The organism is Brenneria tiliae, from assembly GCF_023347575.1.
Taxonomy (GTDB): Bacteria; Pseudomonadota; Gammaproteobacteria; order Enterobacterales; family Enterobacteriaceae; genus Brenneria; species Brenneria corticis.
In genome coordinates this window covers 105,399-122,814 of sequence record NZ_JAKPCB010000094.1, presented here as the reverse complement: position 1 = coordinate 122,814, position 17,416 = coordinate 105,399, and the positions used below count along the sequence as shown (strand labels likewise).

Sequence of the window (17,416 nt, the reverse complement as noted above, 5' to 3'; positions counted from 1 at the left end):
TGGCGGCGCTGCTCAGAACTGCATTCCCGCGGCTTCATCAAGCGCCGCACGCCGTTGTTTTTGTTGGATCATGGCCTGAATATCATCACGGCTGATCATCCGTAATGCTTTTGTCGGACAGACCTCGACGCACGCCGGCCCTGCCGCGCGCTTGGCGCAAAGATCGCATTTCTGCGCTTCGGCTTTTATACAATTACCCAGCACCTGATAATGGCTGATTCGGGCCACAGGTTTACTGATCACGGTCATGGCGCCGTAAGGGCAAGCCACAACGCAGGTCTTACAGCCGATACATTTTTCCTGCTGTACCTGAATACAGTCGTTCGCATGGGTGATGGCGCCGTTCGGGCACACGTTGGCGCATGGCGCGTCCTCACACTGGCGACACTGAATCGTGGTGCTGATATTCAGCCCTTTAACGACCCTGAGGCGTGGTAAAAAGTTTTCTGGGGATAATGCGGCCTTACCGTCGCTGTGGGACAGCGCACAGGCGACTTCGCACGTGCGACAGCCAATACATTTCCTGGAATCTGCAATAACGAACCGGTTCATGACATCGTCTCCGACCTGAGTTCAGGTGAAAAAAGCGTTGTGTCGACATACCGATACGGCGACACATCGCCGCCAATAAGCAGACTTTATGCCAATAACGATATTGTGATTTTAATATATTGAATATTAACGGCTTATTATTATTCTTTGCCGTAACGCATGGCGTGAGCGTCAAGGGTGACGACGACAGAAATGCAATTTCGGCAGATTTGACGAAAAAAATATGATGTCGCTCAAACAATGGGAGCCGGGAGGTATCAATGGCAACTTATGTCAAAAAACTGTCACACTGAGGCGTATATTTCGGCTGGTATCAGCAATAGTAACGTCAGGTATTGTTATGCCGGAAACCATAAACAAAAGAGAAATAAATGGCTTTCATGTCTATGAAAAGTCCCGTTGTGGAACCTATGTCCGAATTTTAGCTGATTTTGGCGCGGGCAAAATCGACTATAAGGTACTGAACAGCGGCAGCGAAGAGCGCAAGGTCTATTTGATCGAGGTTAAAGGAATTAAATATGTGCTGAAGTGGGAGCGGGAGCGGGATCCCCGGCTGGAGAAACGCCTATCCCGTTTTATCTTCGGTCCGTATTACTCCAGATTAATGTACCGTGTGGCCGTGGCGCGCGAACAAGGCTGTACCAAAACGGCGGATATTTATGCCGTCGCCGAAAAGGTCAGACATCGCGAAGCGGTGGAAACCTACATCCTGGCGGAATATGTCGAAGGCAGGCCGCTGGCTGAACTGGGCGATTTTTCGCCTTATAAAGATGAAATAAAAGCCTGCGTGGAAGATTTGCACGGTCATCGGCTGGCCTCCAACGATATCCATCCCGGCAATATTATTCTCACCGACCACGGAGTGCGTATTATTGATTTGTCGGACGCCGGCAGCCTGTCGATTTGTCAGGTGAACGATGCCTTTGCCTTGAAAAAATTCTATGACATCGATTTAAGAATCAACAACGTTATTTATTATCTTATCGGCCTGCGCAACAGGTTTCGTGATGTCTCCCGAAAGCTACGCGGTAAAAAACATTAGTCACGGTCATATTGCCGCCTGGTGGGCCCTGGATGTTGCGCCGGCTGGGTATGCTGGTAATAAGCTGACATGAAATTGCGCTAATCACCCTCATTTTATCTATTCTTGCCTATAATTTATTTATCCCCGGTACAGGGGGTACGCTGACTTTTATTAACCAACCTCTGGGTATCTCGGCTCTTTTGTTGCACGACTTCTGAATCGGGCGTTCCGATACGCCTGAGGGGGCTTGTCGATGCGCGTCGCCGGGACGGCACAGTAGTGATCAAAATACAAAATAGTTTCCAAACTCGAGCCTGGTATGAGAACTATTTTGGTAACTTTATGAGGTTTATTATGAGCTTTCTAAAGAATATCAGCATAAGGATTATGGTGCTAATTATTGTGGCGTTCCTGCTGCTGATCTGGGGCGCCTCATCAGGCTACAGTCTTTATTCTCTTTATCAGGTGACTGATTTACTTAATAAAAATGAAACGCAGCGGAAAACCTACTCCTATCTGGTGTATGGCAGCGATCAATATTTCCGTGCGGTTACCCGCCTGGAACGGACGATGGACTATTTGCAGAATAATGACGCAGAAAATGCGCGAAAAACGCTGGATATGGCGCAATCAGCGATAACAAATAGCAAAGCGTCGTTGGCGAAATTTAAGGCCGCGGAACACGTCGGGGTGGATAACGCCACCCTGGAAAGTATTACCAATAACTGGTCGCGCTTAATAGCCGCGGCGATTGATCCGATGAATGGCGCGCTGCAACAGAATAATGTCGAGGCGTTTCGCCAGGTATTCCGCGACGTTTATCCGCCGATAAGTTTGGCATTCGGCGGTGATATTAAAAAATACACCGACCAAATTTACTCCGCGGAGTTTATTCCGCTGGTGAATGAGCACAATATTCATAATCGAAACGTACTGATCGCCGCCATGATTCTTGGTATCGCGGTACTGCTGTTTACCGAATATTATCTGCGAAATTATCTGGTTATTCCCATCGGCGTACTGAAGTCGCATCTGGCGCAGCTGACGGCGGGCGGCCTGGGATGCGATCTGGCGGAATTCGGCCGTAACTGTGCGGGGCGCCTGATTCCCGATATCAAACGGTTGCAGAAAAGCCTGCGCGATACGGTGACGGTCATCCGGCGCAGCGCCACGGCGATTGATGACGGCACCACACGGATCCGCAAGGGCAACGACGATCTCGCCAGCCGCACCGAGCAGCAGGCCGCCGCGTTGCAGCAAACGGCGGCCAGCATGGAGCAGATTAGCTCAACGGTGAAACAAACCGCGGAGAATGTCCATCAGGCGCGGGTGCTGGCACAGGAAGCCACGGACACGGCGAAAAAGGGCGGTGAAATCAGCACCAACGTGATGGCGACCATGGATGATATCAGCGCCAGTTCACGCAAGATTTCCGACATCACCACGGTGATTAACGCTATTGCCTTCCAGACAAATATCTTGGCGCTTAACGCTGCGGTCGAAGCCGCCCGGGCCGGTGACCAGGGGCGGGGATTCGCGGTGGTGGCCGGAGAAGTTCGTACCCTGGCGCAGCGCAGCGCGCAGGCGGCGAAAGAAATTGAAGCGCTGATCGACGAGTCGGTATCGCGGGTTTCCGCCGGCGCGGGGCAGGTCAGGCAGTCCGGCGAGGCGATGGGGGCGATTATCGCCGCTATCGATCATGTCAACGATCTGATTAGTGAAATTGCCGCCGCAACCGACGAACAGACCCACGGCATCAGTCAGATCAGCCAGGCAATTCATGAAATAGACGGCGTCACGCAGCAGAATGCCGCGTTGGTGCTGCAATCTGCGGAGGCCGCCTCCAAGCTGGACCAGCAGACCAGCGAATTGTCAGCGGCGGTGGATGTTTTTCAACTGGAGAGCGGCGACGGCCTGTCGGACGTGGTGCCACAAGGCGCGTTGCACACGCCGCTGCAACGTCCGGTGATGGTAAAGGAAAATACGCCGCTGCTGAGCGCCGGCGGCCACGGCGATCGCGACTGGGAAAAATTCTGATTTGACCGCTCGGCGCCGCGGCTTTTGTTTATCATTTTATTGATTTTTAATGCAGGCCTTAATGCGCATGGTTAGTGCGCATTAAGGGAAATCTTCACAATTTCTGAAATCCGCCGTTTCCCCGCCAGTTCGCCAGCCGCTGATAAATCTGTTCCACCGCCCGTTCAACCTCCGCGCTGAGCGGAAAATAGAACGCCACCAGCGCGGGCTGAATGCCGATAATAATCACCTCGGGAATATCGTCTTTCAACTGGTCGATAAGGAAATTCAGCGGCAGATTATGGGTGTTCATCAGCAGATCTTCGGCGATGCGCGCCGGATCGACAATCCGTATTTCACCGGGCGCCAGCCCCATATCGCTGGCGTCCACCACCAGCAGGCGGCGCGGACGCAGCGCGCGCAGCGTATGGGCGGCATTCTCCGGAATGGCGCCGCCGTCAATCACCGACCAGCCGGCCACCGGGTTTTGCGTCATGCGCTCGGCCAGCAGCGGCCCGGCGCCGTCATCGCCCATCATGGTGTTGCCGACGGTCAGCACCATATTTTGGTTATCAACGCTGTTGTCATCAGCGCGCTTGGTTTCAGTCATCAACGCGTTTCACCAATAAATAGAGCGCCGTTTCCCGTTCGATGGCGCGCAGATAGTCCAGCAGGGTTGCGGTCCAGGCGGAATAATCATCCCGTTCGGCGCACAGCGCCCCGAAGACGTAGCCCAGCAGCTGCGTGTGGCTGCTATCGATGACGATCTCGCCGAATTTCAGCAGGCCGGCCATTTTGCGCTGCGCTTCCCCCGCGGCCAACTGCCCGATCCAGCGCTGATAGTCCGCCTGCGGACAGTTCAGCACCGGCTTCAGGCAGTCGATGACGCCAACGTGGTGGCCGATAGCCAGGGAGTAGTACATCACCTGCTGCGCCTGCTCCGGCACTTTATCTTTGCTGTCGAGAAATTTCTGGTTCAGGGCGTAGAAAATCACCTGTTTGCTCATCGATAGCGCTCCCCGTTCAACAGCGCCAGATAGATCTGCTGGAGCTGCCCGACGATCTCCGTCAGACGCGGATCGTTTTGCCGCTGCAGCCACGCGGCGATCCGCTGTTCCAGCCCGTCCAGCGGCTGGTTTTCCAGACGCGCCAGAAAAGCGTCGCTGATTTCCCGCCCCTGCCGGTAGCCCGCCATGCGCCGGGCCTCCCGCTCCAGCAGCACGCGCAGATCCAGCGGTACGTCCGGGTGGATCAGGGCGGCTTTTTCATCCGCCGTCTGCCGATGTTCGCCGCCGTGCAGTTTCTGCTCCAGCAGGCCGAGCGCGACGGCGAAACCGTAAATGGTGGCGGCCGGGGTGGGCGGGCAGCCGGGAATGTATACGTCTATCGGCACGATGGCGTCGCTGCCGCCCCACACGCAGTACAGATCGTGGAAGATGCCGCCGCCGCAGCCGCAGGCGCCGTAGGAGATGCAGATTTTCGGGTCGGGCGCCGCTTCGTAGGCGCGTAGGGCCGGTATTCGCGTGGCCCGGGTGACGGCGCCGGTAAATAACAAAATATCCGCATGGCGCGGCGAGGCCACCACCTTGATGCCGAAACGCTCGGCGTCAAACAGCGGCGCGACGGCGGCGAAAATCTCTATCTCGCAGCCGTTACAGCCGCCGCAGTCGATGCGGTAGACGTAGGCGGAGCGCTGAATGTCTTTTAACAGCGTTTTCTTGAGTTTTTGCGCCGGTTTATCCAACGCTATCGGCGTGGTCCGGTAGTGATCGACGCCGGCGGGCAGGGTGCTCATGATTTGCTCCCAATAACGGTAGCCGGTGATAATTCGGCCGGGGGGGAAATATGCTGGCTCAGCATCAGGTTATTTTTGTCGTCCAGGTTCTGGCGGCGTTTACATTGCGGACAGGTTTCAAAACGGGGGCGCTGCGATTCGACCTCCGCGGCGGACTGCCCCGACTGCGCCAGCAGGGCCATAACGTACTCCACCTCTTTTTGCGGGGCGAAGGGGCGATGGCATACGCGGCAGTTCAGCAGGCTAAAGGTGGCGCGCTGATAAAGGTCCGCTTTATTGCTCACCGCCATTTCAAACTCCTGCGACAGCACGATGGCGCGCGTCGGGCACACCTCCTCGCAGCGGCCGCAAAAAATGCAGCGCCCGAGAAACAGCTGCCAGGTGCGCGTACCGCCGGCGACGTCCGTCTCCATGGTCAGCGCGTTGGCCGGGCAGACGGTGGTACAGGCGGCGCAGGCGATACACTGGGCGGCGTCATACTGCGGTTTGCCGCGAAATCCCGCCGGGACGTCCAGCGGTTCAAACGGGTACTTCAGCGTACTGTTGCCGGTTTTCAGGATGGTTTTAAACAGTTTCAACATGGTTCATCCCCTACTTGAGCGGCGAATGGGTGCGTTCCAGGCCGTAACGCTCCATTTCTTTATAAGGCACGGTGGTGATTTTCCGTTTGCGCACGTCGATCAGCGTTACCCGGTCGGTGCAGGAGTAGCAGGGATCCAGGCTGCCGATAATCAGCGGCGCGTCGGAAACCGTATTGCCGCGCAGCATATAGCGCAGCACCGGCCAGTTGGCGTAGGTGGCGGCCCGGCAGCGCCAGCGGAACAGCTTCTGGTTGTCGCCGGTCATGCTCCAGTGGATGTCGTCGCCGCGCGGCGCCTCGGCGAAGCCAAGAGCGAACTTGCCCGGCTGATAATGGATATGCTCATTGAGCAGCAGCCCGCCCGGCAGATTGTCCAGACCGTATTCGATCATCGCCAGCGAGGTGAACACTTCACGCACCCGCACCAATATGCGCGAATAGACATCCCCGGCGTCCAGGTGCTGCAGCTCCATCGGCAGATCGAGATAGCCGGCGAACGGGTGGTCGGTGCGCGCATCCCGCTGGAAGCCGCTGGCGCGGATCATCGGGCCGACCGGGCTGTAATCGCGGGCGATCTTTTTATCCAGGATCCCCACGCCCTGGGTGCGCTGCATCATATTGGGGGTGTTGAGCAGCATATCGCTAAGCTGGGTGATTTCGCTGCGCATCTCCCGAATCAGCCGGATGGTTTTCAGCCGGTCGTCTTTCAGAATATCGCGGCGGATGCCGCCAATCAGATTCAACCCGTAGGTTTTACGCGCCCCGGTCAGCATTTCGGCGATGGTCATCGACTTTTCACGGATGCGGAAGAACTGCATAAACCCGGTATCAAAGCCGACGAAGTGGCTGGCCAGCCCGATATTCAGCAGATGGCTGTGCAGCCGCTCCACCTCCAGCAATACGCTGCGAATGGCGTGCGCGCGCGGCGGCACCACCACGCCCAGCGCGTTTTCCACCGAGCTGGTATAGGCCACGCTGTGGGTAAAGCCGCAGATGCCGCATACCCGGTCCGACAGAAAAGTGACTTCGTTATAGCCCATGCGCGTTTCCGCCAGCTTTTCCATGCCGCGGTGCACGTAGAACAGACGGTAATCCGCATCGACGATGCGTTCGCCGTCGACGAACAGGCGGAAATGGCCCGGTTCGTCCGAGGTAATATGCAGCGGCCCGATGGGCACGATGCGGGTTTCGCCGTCGGCGTCATTGACGAACGAGTAGGACTCCTCGTCTCGGGTGGGGGCGGGGCGCTGGCGGTAATCCATGGCGTCCTTGCGCAGCGGATAGAGATCGTCCGGCCAGTCGTCCGGCAGCACCAGACGGCGCTCGTCGGGCAGCCCGACCGGGATCAGGCCGTACATGTCGCGCACTTCGCGCTCCCCCCAGACGGCGGCGGGCACGCGGGGCGTGACGGAAGGGAACTCCGGATTAACCGGGTCGACCAGCGTTTTCACCGTGACCCAGCACTTCTCGCCCGCTTCCATCGACAGCACGTAGTACAGGGCGAAACTGCCATTCAGTGAACGTTCATCGTTGCCAAACAGCACCGACAGCCAGCCGCCCTGTTGGTAGTAAAGGAATTCCACCACCTCGGGCAGGGCGTCCAGCTTGACGGTCAGCGTCAGCTGCTCCGGCGTTTGCCACGCCTCTTCCAGAACGGCGGCCGGGAACCGCAGGCGGACCTGGGCGGCATAGCTGAGGCCGCGTTTGCCGAACAACGCGTTGGGGCCGGCGACAGGGGTTTCATTCATTAGGGCACGTCTCCTGACGGAAAGAGGGGAGCGGGAGCGCTCCGGCCGTTGCCGGGGCGTTGCGCTGCGGGCGGGTGGTCGCAAGGAAACTCTTTTTCATGGCGAGGGGCGATTCCTTATAGACCGAAAAGATAAAACAGCCATGCCAGCACCGCGGCGGCAAAGCCCAGCCGGGTCACGCGCCCGATCAGCAGAAAACGTCCGCGGGCGAGACTGTTCTCAATCAGCGAGGCGATGAAAAACAGCGCCGCCAGCTTGATGACGAAGGAGAACGCCCCCGTCGCCAGCGCCGGCAGCGTAAAGGTTTGCGCCTTGCCGAACGGGATGAAGACGGACAAAAACAGCGAGGCGACCACCACCTGCTTCAGGCTGACGCCCCATTTCACCAGCGCCAGCCCGGCGCCGGCGTATTCCGTCAGCGGCCCTTCCTGCAGTTCCTGTTCGGCTTCCGCCACGTCAAACGGCACTTTGCCCATCTCCACAAAGGCGGCGAAAGCGCAGGCCAGCAGAGCGATAAAGGTGGCCGCGGGCGATACCCAGGAGACGGCCAGCGTGCCGGCGATGGCGCCGATATTGGTGGAGCCGGCAATCAGCGCCACCACCAGCAGCGCCAGGATCAGAATGGGCTCCACCAGCACCCCGAGCGTCATCTCGCGGCTGGCGCCGATGCCGGCGAAGGTGCTGCCGGTATCCAGCCCGGACAGGCAAAAGAAAAAACGCAGCAGGGCGAACAGATAGAGCAGGGCGATGACATCGCCGCCGGCGCCAAAGGGCGACGTCCAGGTGACGGCCGGCAGCGTCATGGCGATCAGCAGCAGGGTGCCGATCAGCACATAGGGCATCAGGCGGAAAACGCCGCTCGCGTGCAGCGGCGCCACATCCTGACGTTTCAGCAGCTTGAACAGGTCGCGGTAGTCCTGGAGCAGGCCGGGGCCCTGGCGTGAGTGCATTTTGGCGCGTATCACCCGCGACATGCCGGACATCAGCGGAGCAATCGCCAGCATCAATATCGCCTGCACAAAGCCGAAAGCCATCATTGTCGGCACGGTTGCCGTTTCAGCGATCATCATGTTCTCCCGCAGCGGTGGAAGGTTTTTTTCCGCCTGACGCCGTCGCCTTCGACCGGCCCCACCGCAGAGTGCGCAGGCGGTAGAACGGGGCGAACATCAGGCGCAGGGGTTGGGTAAAGCCGGCGGCGGAAACCGCCATATCGTTCTCATAGGCGTAGCCGCAGGCCCAGGGGGCGCCGCGCCGGCGGAAGCTCAGGCGCGCGCCTTTGGCGCCGATATAAATCAGCAGCGGCAGCAGCGGCAGGGCCAGCAGCAGGATAAAGATCAACGGCATGGACAGCGACGTCCGGTCGGGGGAGCCGGGGAACAGCAGGCTTCCCTGGGCGACGGCGAGCGCGTCGGCGCCGCTCAGGCCGGCGGCTACGCGCAGGATCGCCGGCGCCACTGCGCCGGCGCCGACGCCCAGCAGGAGACAGCCCAGCGCCAGCAGCAGCGTGGCGGCCCGCATCGGCCAGGGAACTTCGCGGGCCTCGGCGGCGGCCGCGCTGCGGGGCGCCGCGGAAAAGGTAATGGCGTAGAGTTTGACGCAGCACATCGCCGCCAGCGCCCCTACTATCGCCAGCACCACGATGATGAACGGCCCCAGCAGACGCAGCGGCAGACTGCCGTCCTGGCTGAGAATAAACAGCGACTGATAGGTAAACCACTCGCTGACGAAGCCGTTCAGCGGCGGCAGGGCGGAAATCGCCATACAGCCGATAAGAAAGGTCACGGCGGTATAAGGCATCAGCCGCGCCAGCCCGCCCATTCTCTCCATATCTTTGCTATGCAGGCGATAGATAACCGAGCCCGCGCCGAGAAACAGCAGCCCCTTGAACACCGTGTGATTAAGCATATGATACAGCCCGCCCAGCAGGCCAAGCGCCGCCAACAGCGGGTGGTGGCCGGCTATCCCCACGATGCCCGCGCCGATTCCCATCAGCATGATGCCGACGTTTTCCACCGTGTGGTAAGCCAATACGCGCTTGATATCGTGTTCCGCCAGCCCATAGAGACCGCCGAATATCGCCGACGCGGCGCCGCAGAGCATCACCAAGCCTCCCCACCAGATAGTGGTCGCGCCGAGCAGGTCGATGCCTACCTTGATAATGCCGAAAAGACCGATTTTCACCATTACGGCGGCGATCAGCGCCGACGCGTGGGACGGCGCGGCGGGCAGCCCCTGGGGCTGCCAACCGTGCAGCGGCACCACGCCGGCCGTCGCGCCAAATCCCACAAAGGCCAGCACAAATACCGCGGACGCCTGCGAAGCGGGCAGGGAAATTTGCCGCCAGTCGGCAAAATCAAGACTGTGGCTGGCGCGGTACAACAGCAGGAACGCCAGGATAATCAGCACGGTGCCGCAATGGGCGATGAAAAAATAGCGCCTGCCCGCGCCGGCGGCCTGGGCGGACGTCATCAGCGCGCCGGCGCACAGCGTCATCACTTCGAACAGAATAATAAAGTAAGCGGCGTTATCCACGCACACCAGCGCCGTCATGGCGGCGGCCAGCAGGTTGACCAGGAACCCGATGGACCCGGCGCGTCCGCGGTGTTCCCGCAGATAGGCCAGCGAATAGAGCGCGATAACCACCATCAGCAGCGAGATAAGCAGCATCATAAAGGCGGCCAGCGGGTCCAGACGCAGGGTGAGCGGCGCGAATGCGGCGACCGGCGCTGCAATGCCGGCGGTTAACGCCGTTCCGGCGCGCAACAGCGGCAGCGCCGCGGCGATGGCGCACAGCGCGCCGAGCGCCGTGAGCAGCGCATTCAGCCCGATCGCCAGCGATTCGCGGCGCGCCAGACACAGCGACAGCAGCGCCCCGGTCAGATAAAACGCCAGCGCCCACGCCAACCAGTGCAGTGAACTTATCATAGTTTATTCTCCCGATCGGTCTCGGCGGGCGGGAAAGGGATGTTGCCGGCGGGCCACTCCATTGCCTGCCGGCGTTTTGCGGCGCTGGCCTGTTCGATTTGGCGATCGTCAATGACCAGCAAGGCATTGGTCGGGCAAACGCGCACGCATTCCGGTCCCTGCGGCTGAAAGGCGCACAGATCGCATTTCACCGCGACGCTGCGTATGCCGGCATTCCAGGCCAGCAGGGGATTGACGGAGGACGCGCTGGCCGGCACGTCGGACAGCATGGATAGCGGAATCGACTGGCTAAAGGTTTGCGGAATGGCGAGCGGCTTGCTGCCGGACGGCGTTATCGCGCCGAAAGGACAGGCGATGGCGCACAGTTTGCAGCCGATACAGGTGTTTTCGTCCAATACCACCGCCTGGTTCTGATGCGTAATGGCATTAACCGGACAGACTCTGGCGCAGGGCGCGTCTTCGCAATGACGGCATAGTACCGGCGCGGTGCCGGCGAGGTCGCGCTCAACCGTCAGCCGCGGATGCGCCTGCAATCCCTGGCGACGGTGTACCTGCGTACAGGCGGCCATGCAGGTGTTGCAGCCGATACAGCGCTTAGGCTCCGCAATGACGAAGCGGTTCATAGCCATACCCTCCGGGGGTTGTGTTTAAGGTTTGCCGCGTTAAAGCATATTTTGTGCCACGTCGGGCGAATCGGCCGTCAGGTCGCGTAGAATAAGGGATTGAACAAGAAAGCGTCGGCAAAGGCTCGCATGATATAGCCAGACTCGACATTAGTGACGACGGCGATCGACGGGGAAGATTCGACACTTTTGACGACCGGGTGAAGCCGGCCTGGTTTTGGGCGAAAAAAGCGCCGCCTTATGTAATCTTGATTAAGCATATCGTAAAGAAACCGATATTTAATACGCCGTCAAACAGCATGTTAATCTTAATTTTTAATAGATGGCATGAAAATTGCTTAAGCAAGAAATATACCGACGGGTGCTTTGCTGCGCCGCATCCTCAATGGAGAATCACTATGTGTCTGGGCATTCCTGGAAAAATTATTGAACTGGCCTCGGCCGAACGACAGCTGGCATGGGTCGACGTGTGCGGCGTCCGGCGCGAGGTGAACATTGCGCTGGTGGCGGACGGCGTGGACGCCGGGCGGCTGATCGGCAGCTGGGTGCTGGTCCACGTCGGGTTTGCCATGAGCCGTCTGGATGAAGAGGAGGCGTATGCGACGCTCGACGCTTTACGGCAAATGGAGGAGGTAGAACAAGATGTTACAATTTTTCTGCGTCAATAGATTTCTTTTCGTGACGTAAATCAAGACTTATTCATTTCTCAGGGTGATAATAAGAATAAATCTCATTAGCGCTTCACTCCCTGATTATGTCTACCTGGCTAAAACTTTTCTTTTCGTTGTGCTGGCTATTCGGCAGTTCTCTGGCGCTAGCCGCAACCGACTACGCTTCCTTTATCCAGGATATCGAATCCAGACTGGATAAAACGGCTCAACTGTATCAGCAGCAACAGCCTGATGAGGCCCGCACCGAAGTTCAGATGGCCTATTTCGAAGTGTTCGAAAATCTCGAAGGCCCCATCCGTATCAATATTTCCGCGCAAAAAAGCTATCAGTTGGAAGCAGCGTTCGGTGAAATCCGGCGCATGATCGGCGAGGGAAAACCGCTGGCCGACGTGCAGGCCAAAGTGTCCTGGCTGAAAGGGGAACTGAACGCGGTGCTGCCGGTATTGGCCGACGGCCATCGGCTGGTGGCGCAGCAACAGCACGGCGCGTATGACAACAGCGATATCGCGCTGTACTGGCAGCAGAGTTTTAAAATCATCGACGATCAACTGGCGCAGGCGATAAGCGAATATCAGGACGGCGACTACGCCAGGGCCAGCCAGAGCGTGCAGCAGGCGCACTATCAGGGGTTTAAAAACTCCGAAATGGAGATGTCGGTGCGGCAGAATCGCTCCGCGCAGCAGGCCGCCGCCATTAATCAGCAATTCTCTTCCCTGATTACTCTGGCGAATCAGCCGGATCAACTGACTGAAGTGGCCTATCGCGTGACGACGCTGCTGCAGGATATTGAAGATTTGCTGCCGGGGTTGCCCACCACGCGCGACAGCCAGCCGGTTAGCGCAACCGCGGACGATGACGGCGCGCCCGGCGCCGCCGACGTGCCGGACGCCAACTGGGCCAAAATATCCGACGACATTAATCAGGCCATCCTGGCGGCCATCGAAAAGTACCGCCAGGGCGAGGTGAAACCGGCGATGATCGCCGTGCAGGACGCCTACTTCGATCTGTTCGAAGCCACCGGCATGGAAAACAAGGTCGGTTCGCGCAATGCGGCGTTCAAATCGACGCTGGAAGGCTATTTCACCCGTATGGTCAGCCTGATGAATGCCGGCCAGCCGGTGGAGCAACTGCACCTTCAGGCCGAAGCGCTGCGGCAGGATCTGGCGAACGCCGTCGCCATGCTGGGCGAAGGGGGGGATACCCACTGGAGCCTGCTGATATACAGCCTGCTGATCATTGTGCGTGAAGGTATGGAAGCGCTGCTGATCGTGGCGGCCATCGTCGCCTATCTGGTGAAAAACAATCATCAGGATAAGCTGCCGCTTATCCGGCAGTCTGTTTATATCGCGCTGCTGTGCAGCGTGATCACCGCCGTTATTTTCCAATTGCTGTTTACCAACTCCGGCGCCAGCCGCGAACTGCTGGAAGGCGTCACCATGCTTATCGCCGTGGTGATGCTGTTCTTTATGAGCTACTGGCTGCTGTCGAAGGTGGAAGCCCGGCACTGGAAAGCCTATCTGGACGGTAAATTGTCGCACTCCCTGAGCAGCGGGTCGCTGGTGGGATTATGGCTGACCAGTTTTCTGGCGGTCTACCGGGAAGGGGCGGAAACCGTCCTGTTTTACTACGCGCTGGTGGGCGATGCCAGCAATATGGCCGGATACCTCTCCATTCTGGCGGGCTTTGCCATCGGCTGCGTGATCCTGGTGATTGCCTATCTGATCATGCGCTTTACCGTGGTTAAACTCCCGCTTAAGCCTTTCTTTATGTTTACCGGTTGTTTCATGTATCTGATGGCGTTCGTTTTTGCCGGTAAAGGGGTACTGGAACTGATTGAAGGCAAATTGTTTGAACCGACGCTGCTGACCGGCGTACCGGAAATCAGCGGGTTGGGTATTTACCCCTATGTGGAAACGTTAATCCCGCAAGGGGTGCTGTTAGTCGCGGCATTGGCGGCGCTGTGGATCATGCGGCGTCGCAGGGCCTCGACAATCTGATACTGGAAGCAGTGACCAGCAAAAATAACCAGAAACGACCGTTACGCCCCGATGACTGCAAGGCGCGGGAAACCGCCGGCTTGCATGATGACGGGTACATTGATGACACGAGGATGGGTTGATGAATAAGCAAAAAAGTCTGATTGCCGGGGCGATAATCGCCGCTGTTTTCACCATGCCGGCGGCGCTGGCGTTTGAAGAGTATCCGGCCGGCGAACCGGTGACCATAAACGAACTGGAGATCGCCGCGGTTTATCTGCAGCCGATTGATATGGAACCCCGCGGCATGGGGCTGCCGGCGGCAAAAGCGGATATCCACCTGGAAGCCGACATCCATGCGGTGGAAGGGAATAAAAACGGATTCGGCGCCGGCGAGTGGATGCCGTTCCTGACCATCGCCTATACCCTGACCAACACCGATACCGGCGCCAAGCAGGAAGGCACCTTTATGCCGATGGTCGCCAGCGACGGCCCGCACTATGGCGCGAACATCAAAATGATGGGCGTGGGCAACTACAAGGTGATTTACCACATCGACCCGCCATCCAAAGCCGGCATGCACCGCCATACCGACGATGAAACCGGCGTCGGCCGCTGGTGGAAACCGTTTGACGTCAGCTTCGATTTCAAATACGTCGGCATCAAGTGATGGTCCCGTCCGCGATAAGCGTTTCCTTATCGCGGTAACGCTCACGCCTCTGCCGATAGCCGTCAGGGGCGTGCGCTTTATTACCCAATAGATTTCAAGGTGCGGAAGCCAACGCACCTGCAACTTGAAAGATGAAGGGAATATGAGTTACTTCTTCGTTACTACGCTACAGTCATTCCTGCCGATAGCGTTGCTGTTGGGGCTGAACTGGAGCCACCGTTCCCCGCCTGAAATCCGGCCGTTGGCGTGGATCACCCTGCTGGCGCTGATTGTCGGCACGGTAATCGGCATTCGCCTGCCCAACGGCCAGCAGCTGCAACTCTGGATCACCGGCATTCAGGCGATCGTCCTGCTGCTGTTTCTCGCCGGTCAGTTTTTCTCTCATTCCCGCCTCGGCTATTTCTGGCAGGCCGTCCTGGTTGCCGGCGCGGCGATTCATTGGGGCGGCGATCCCAACCTGAGCGCCTTGACCAGCACGCACGTGGTGAATACCGATCTGCTGCTGAATTTCAGCGCGGTGGCCGCGGCCTTCGGCTGGCTGGTATTCAGCGCCGCGCTGTGCGGCATGATGGCGCGGCGTATCCGCGTATTGCGCTGGCCGCTGCTGGTGGCGCTGGTGGCGCTATTGCTGTTGCCGATCAGCGGCAATCTGCTGCTGTTATTGATGAAGCTACAGGTGCTGGGGCTGGACAAGCCGCGCCTGAGCTATGTGGCGCAGGTCACCAATAGCGCCTGGCTGTTGAATTATCTCGGCGCGCTATTGCTGGCGGTGGCGGCGGCCGGCTATCTGCTGCCCTTATTCCAGACGCGCCGGCGCATGCAGGCCGCCACCGAGGCCATCGCCAGGCGCCGCGCCACCGCCGACTACCGCAATGTGCGGCGCACGGTGCTGGCCGCCCTGATTGCGCTGCTGGCGATCGTGGCGGCGCAGCTTTACTGGGACAAGGTGGCGTCCCAGCCTCCCCGTTTGTCCGAGGCGCTGCCGGTGACGCCGGCAGCCGACGGCAAGGTGCACATTCCCATCGAACAAATTCGCGACGGCAAACTGCATCGGTTTGTGTGGGTTGCCGATGACGGCAAGGCGGTGCGCTTTTTCGTCATTAACCGCTACCCGGACCGGCTGCGGCTGGGAGTGGTGTTCGATGCCTGCCTGCTGTGCGGCGATCAGGGCTATGTGATGGAAGGTAATCAGGTGATCTGCGTCGCCTGCGACGTACGCATCTTTATTCCCTCCATCGGCAAGGCGGGCGGGTGTAACCCCGTGCCCATCGAAGGCTGGAGCAATGACGACAATGAGCTGGTGATTAGCCAGTCGTCGCTGGCGGCGGGCACCAACTATTTCACCACGGTGATATCGCTGGAGGTCGTCGATCCGGTTGACGGTTCGAAACTCACCAACGTGCAGGCCGAACATAAGTATCGCTACGGCGGTAAAACCTATTTCTTCTCATCTGAGGCGAACTACAACCGTTTCCGTGAAAGTCCCGGAAAATATGTGACTGCAAAGGCGGCGGCTGACGATCAAGCGGAAGGGGAATAACCATGTTATGGCGCATGTTACGCCAATCCTGGCGCAGAAATATCCGGCGTAAATCGCTGGCGGTCTTAACGGTCTTTTTGGCGGCGGGGCTGATTTCGGCCCTGCTGGCGGTATCTATCGATATCGGCGACAAAATGGCGCGCGAACTGAAATCCTATGGCGCCAATATCCTGATTGAACCGGCGGGACAGGCGGCGCTGCCGGCGCTGTTCGGCGAGCACGGCAATCCGCTGGAAGGGCAGGATTTTCTCGATGAGTCGGAACTGCCCAACATCAAGGATATTTTCTGGCGCAACAATATCGTCGGATTCGCGCCGTTGCTGAGCGGCGACGTGGAGATCGACGGGCAGCCGGTGGCGGTATTGGGCACCTTTTTCTCCCAGCCGGTGGCGGTGCCGGACGAAGAGGATTATCGCACCGGGCAGATAACCGTCAGCCCCTACTGGCAGGTTGCCGGCCGGTGGCCGCAGGAGCCGGTGACTGAGGGAGGCGCCGCCGAGGCGCTGGCGGGCAAACAGCTGGCGCAGCAGAACGGCTGGCAGGTGGGCAGCCAGCTACGGCTGCATGGCCCGCAGGGGGAAACCCGGGTGCGGATCAGCGGCATTCTGAGCAGCGGCGGGGATGAGGAAAACCGGCTGGTGATGCCGCTGGCGGCGGTGCAGCGCCTGCTGGGGCTGGAGGGGAAAATACAGGCGATCCGCGTTTCCGCGCTGACGGTGCCGGAGAACGATCTGTCGCGCCGGGCGCGTGAAAATCTGGAGGCGCTGAATGCCGAAGAGTATGACCTCTGGTACTGCACCGCCTATGTCTCTTCCATCGCCCACCAGTTGGAGGAGGCGATTTCCGGTTCGGTGGTGCGGCCTATCTGGCAGGTGGCGGCGTCGGAAGGCGTGGTGATCGATAAAATCCAGCTGTTGCTGGCGGTGGTCACCTTTGCGGCGCTGGTCGCCGCGGCCATGGGCATCGCCTCATTGATGACCAGCACCATTATGGAGCGGGCGAAAGAGATCGGGCTGATGAAAGCGCTGGGGGCGCGGCAATGGCAGATTATGCTGCTGTTCTATCTGGAAGCGGCGCTCAGCGGTTTGCTGGGAGGAATCGCCGGCTGCCTGGCGGGCTGGGGACTGGCGAAAGCCATCGGCCTGATGCTGTTCGGCGTGCCGCTCAGCTTTGCCTGGATCGTTATCCCCTGCGTGCTGGTGATTTCGATACTGATCGCGCTGATTGGCACCTGGTTCCCGGCCCGGCGCATCGCCGGACTCTACCCGGTGGAGGTGCTGTATGGCCGCTAATGCC

General features: G+C 59.0%; 16 protein-coding genes. 7 read left to right on the top strand and 9 right to left on the bottom strand.

Annotated elements, in window-relative coordinates; genetic code table 11:
* Positions 1 to 12 precede the first annotated feature (12 nt).
* Positions 13 to 552: a 4Fe-4S binding protein gene (locus MFP24_RS08320; RefSeq protein WP_249229888.1), complete on the bottom strand. Its 540-nt coding sequence runs from the start codon at positions 550 to 552 to the stop codon at positions 13 to 15.
* A gap of 340 nt (positions 553 to 892) precedes the next feature.
* Here MFP24_RS08320 and MFP24_RS08315 point away from each other — a divergent pair, with 340 nt between their 5' ends.
* Positions 893 to 1,594, top strand: a complete 702-nt coding sequence (locus MFP24_RS08315) for a lipopolysaccharide core heptose(II) kinase RfaY (protein ID WP_249229889.1) — start codon at positions 893 to 895, stop codon at positions 1,592 to 1,594.
* A 336-nt stretch (positions 1,595 to 1,930) separates the two neighbouring features.
* Positions 1,931 to 3,613 (top strand): methyl-accepting chemotaxis protein, encoded by a 1,683-nt coding sequence (locus MFP24_RS08310; RefSeq protein WP_249229890.1) that lies wholly within the window; start codon positions 1,931 to 1,933, stop codon positions 3,611 to 3,613.
* A gap of 94 nt (positions 3,614 to 3,707) precedes the next feature.
* On the opposite strand, the gene hycI is transcribed toward MFP24_RS08310, so the two are convergent.
* The 8 genes from hycI to MFP24_RS08270 all read right to left on the bottom strand — a co-directional run bounded on the left by hycI (position 3,708) and on the right by MFP24_RS08270 (position 11,263).
* Positions 3,708 to 4,202, bottom strand: coding sequence for a hydrogenase maturation peptidase HycI (hycI, locus tag MFP24_RS08305; RefSeq protein WP_249229891.1), 495 nt, complete (start codon positions 4,200 to 4,202; stop codon positions 3,708 to 3,710).
* A complete protein-coding gene (locus tag MFP24_RS08300; protein WP_249229892.1) occupies positions 4,195 to 4,599 on the bottom strand; it encodes a formate hydrogenlyase maturation HycH family protein in 405 nt (134 codons plus the stop codon). Before MFP24_RS08300 ends, hycI begins: the two co-directional genes overlap by 8 nt.
* Positions 4,596 to 5,387 (bottom strand): NADH-quinone oxidoreductase subunit B family protein, encoded by a 792-nt coding sequence (locus MFP24_RS08295; RefSeq protein WP_249229893.1) that lies wholly within the window; start codon positions 5,385 to 5,387, stop codon positions 4,596 to 4,598. The genes MFP24_RS08300 and MFP24_RS08295 overlap by 4 nt, the downstream gene beginning before the upstream one ends.
* Positions 5,384 to 5,968 (bottom strand): hydrogenase 4 subunit H, encoded by a 585-nt coding sequence (hyfH, locus tag MFP24_RS08290; RefSeq protein WP_249229894.1) that lies wholly within the window; start codon positions 5,966 to 5,968, stop codon positions 5,384 to 5,386. The genes MFP24_RS08295 and hyfH overlap by 4 nt, the downstream gene beginning before the upstream one ends.
* Positions 5,969 to 5,978: 10 nt before the next feature.
* The gene (locus MFP24_RS08285) at positions 5,979 to 7,715 is read right to left on the bottom strand and encodes a hydrogenase large subunit (protein WP_249229895.1); all 1,737 of its coding nucleotides are present in this window, start codon (positions 7,713 to 7,715) and stop codon (positions 5,979 to 5,981) included.
* A gap of 116 nt (positions 7,716 to 7,831) precedes the next feature.
* Complete coding sequence (locus MFP24_RS08280) at positions 7,832 to 8,785, bottom strand: respiratory chain complex I subunit 1 family protein (protein WP_407061985.1); 954 nt, start codon at positions 8,783 to 8,785, stop codon at positions 7,832 to 7,834.
* Positions 8,772 to 10,640 (bottom strand): hydrogenase 4 subunit B, encoded by a 1,869-nt coding sequence (hyfB, locus tag MFP24_RS08275; RefSeq protein WP_249229896.1) that lies wholly within the window; start codon positions 10,638 to 10,640, stop codon positions 8,772 to 8,774. The genes MFP24_RS08280 and hyfB overlap by 14 nt, the downstream gene beginning before the upstream one ends.
* On the bottom strand, positions 10,637 to 11,263 hold the full coding sequence (locus tag MFP24_RS08270; protein ID WP_249229897.1) for a 4Fe-4S dicluster domain-containing protein: 627 nt from the start codon (positions 11,261 to 11,263) through the stop codon (positions 10,637 to 10,639). Before MFP24_RS08270 ends, hyfB begins: the two co-directional genes overlap by 4 nt.
* A gap of 398 nt (positions 11,264 to 11,661) precedes the next feature.
* Here MFP24_RS08270 and hypC point away from each other — a divergent pair, with 398 nt between their 5' ends.
* The 5 genes from hypC (at position 11,662) to MFP24_RS08245 (ending at position 17,412) form a co-directional block, all read left to right on the top strand.
* Positions 11,662 to 11,931, top strand: coding sequence for a HypC/HybG/HupF family hydrogenase formation chaperone (hypC, locus tag MFP24_RS08265; RefSeq protein ID WP_009113576.1), 270 nt, complete (start codon positions 11,662 to 11,664; stop codon positions 11,929 to 11,931).
* An 86-nt stretch (positions 11,932 to 12,017) separates the two neighbouring features.
* Entirely contained in the window at positions 12,018 to 13,931 is a 1,914-nt protein-coding gene (locus tag MFP24_RS08260; RefSeq protein ID WP_249229898.1) for an FTR1 family iron permease, read from the top strand.
* 121 nt (positions 13,932 to 14,052) lie between these two features.
* Positions 14,053 to 14,580, top strand: a complete 528-nt coding sequence (locus tag MFP24_RS08255) for an iron transporter (protein WP_249229899.1) — start codon at positions 14,053 to 14,055, stop codon at positions 14,578 to 14,580.
* A gap of 142 nt (positions 14,581 to 14,722) precedes the next feature.
* Positions 14,723 to 16,120, top strand: coding sequence for a Fe-S-containing protein (locus MFP24_RS08250; RefSeq protein ID WP_249229900.1), 1,398 nt, complete (start codon positions 14,723 to 14,725; stop codon positions 16,118 to 16,120).
* 2 nt (positions 16,121 to 16,122) lie between these two features.
* On the top strand, positions 16,123 to 17,412 hold the full coding sequence (locus tag MFP24_RS08245; RefSeq protein ID WP_249229901.1) for an ABC transporter permease: 1,290 nt from the start codon (positions 16,123 to 16,125) through the stop codon (positions 17,410 to 17,412).
* Positions 17,413 to 17,416: the final 4 nt, after the last annotated feature.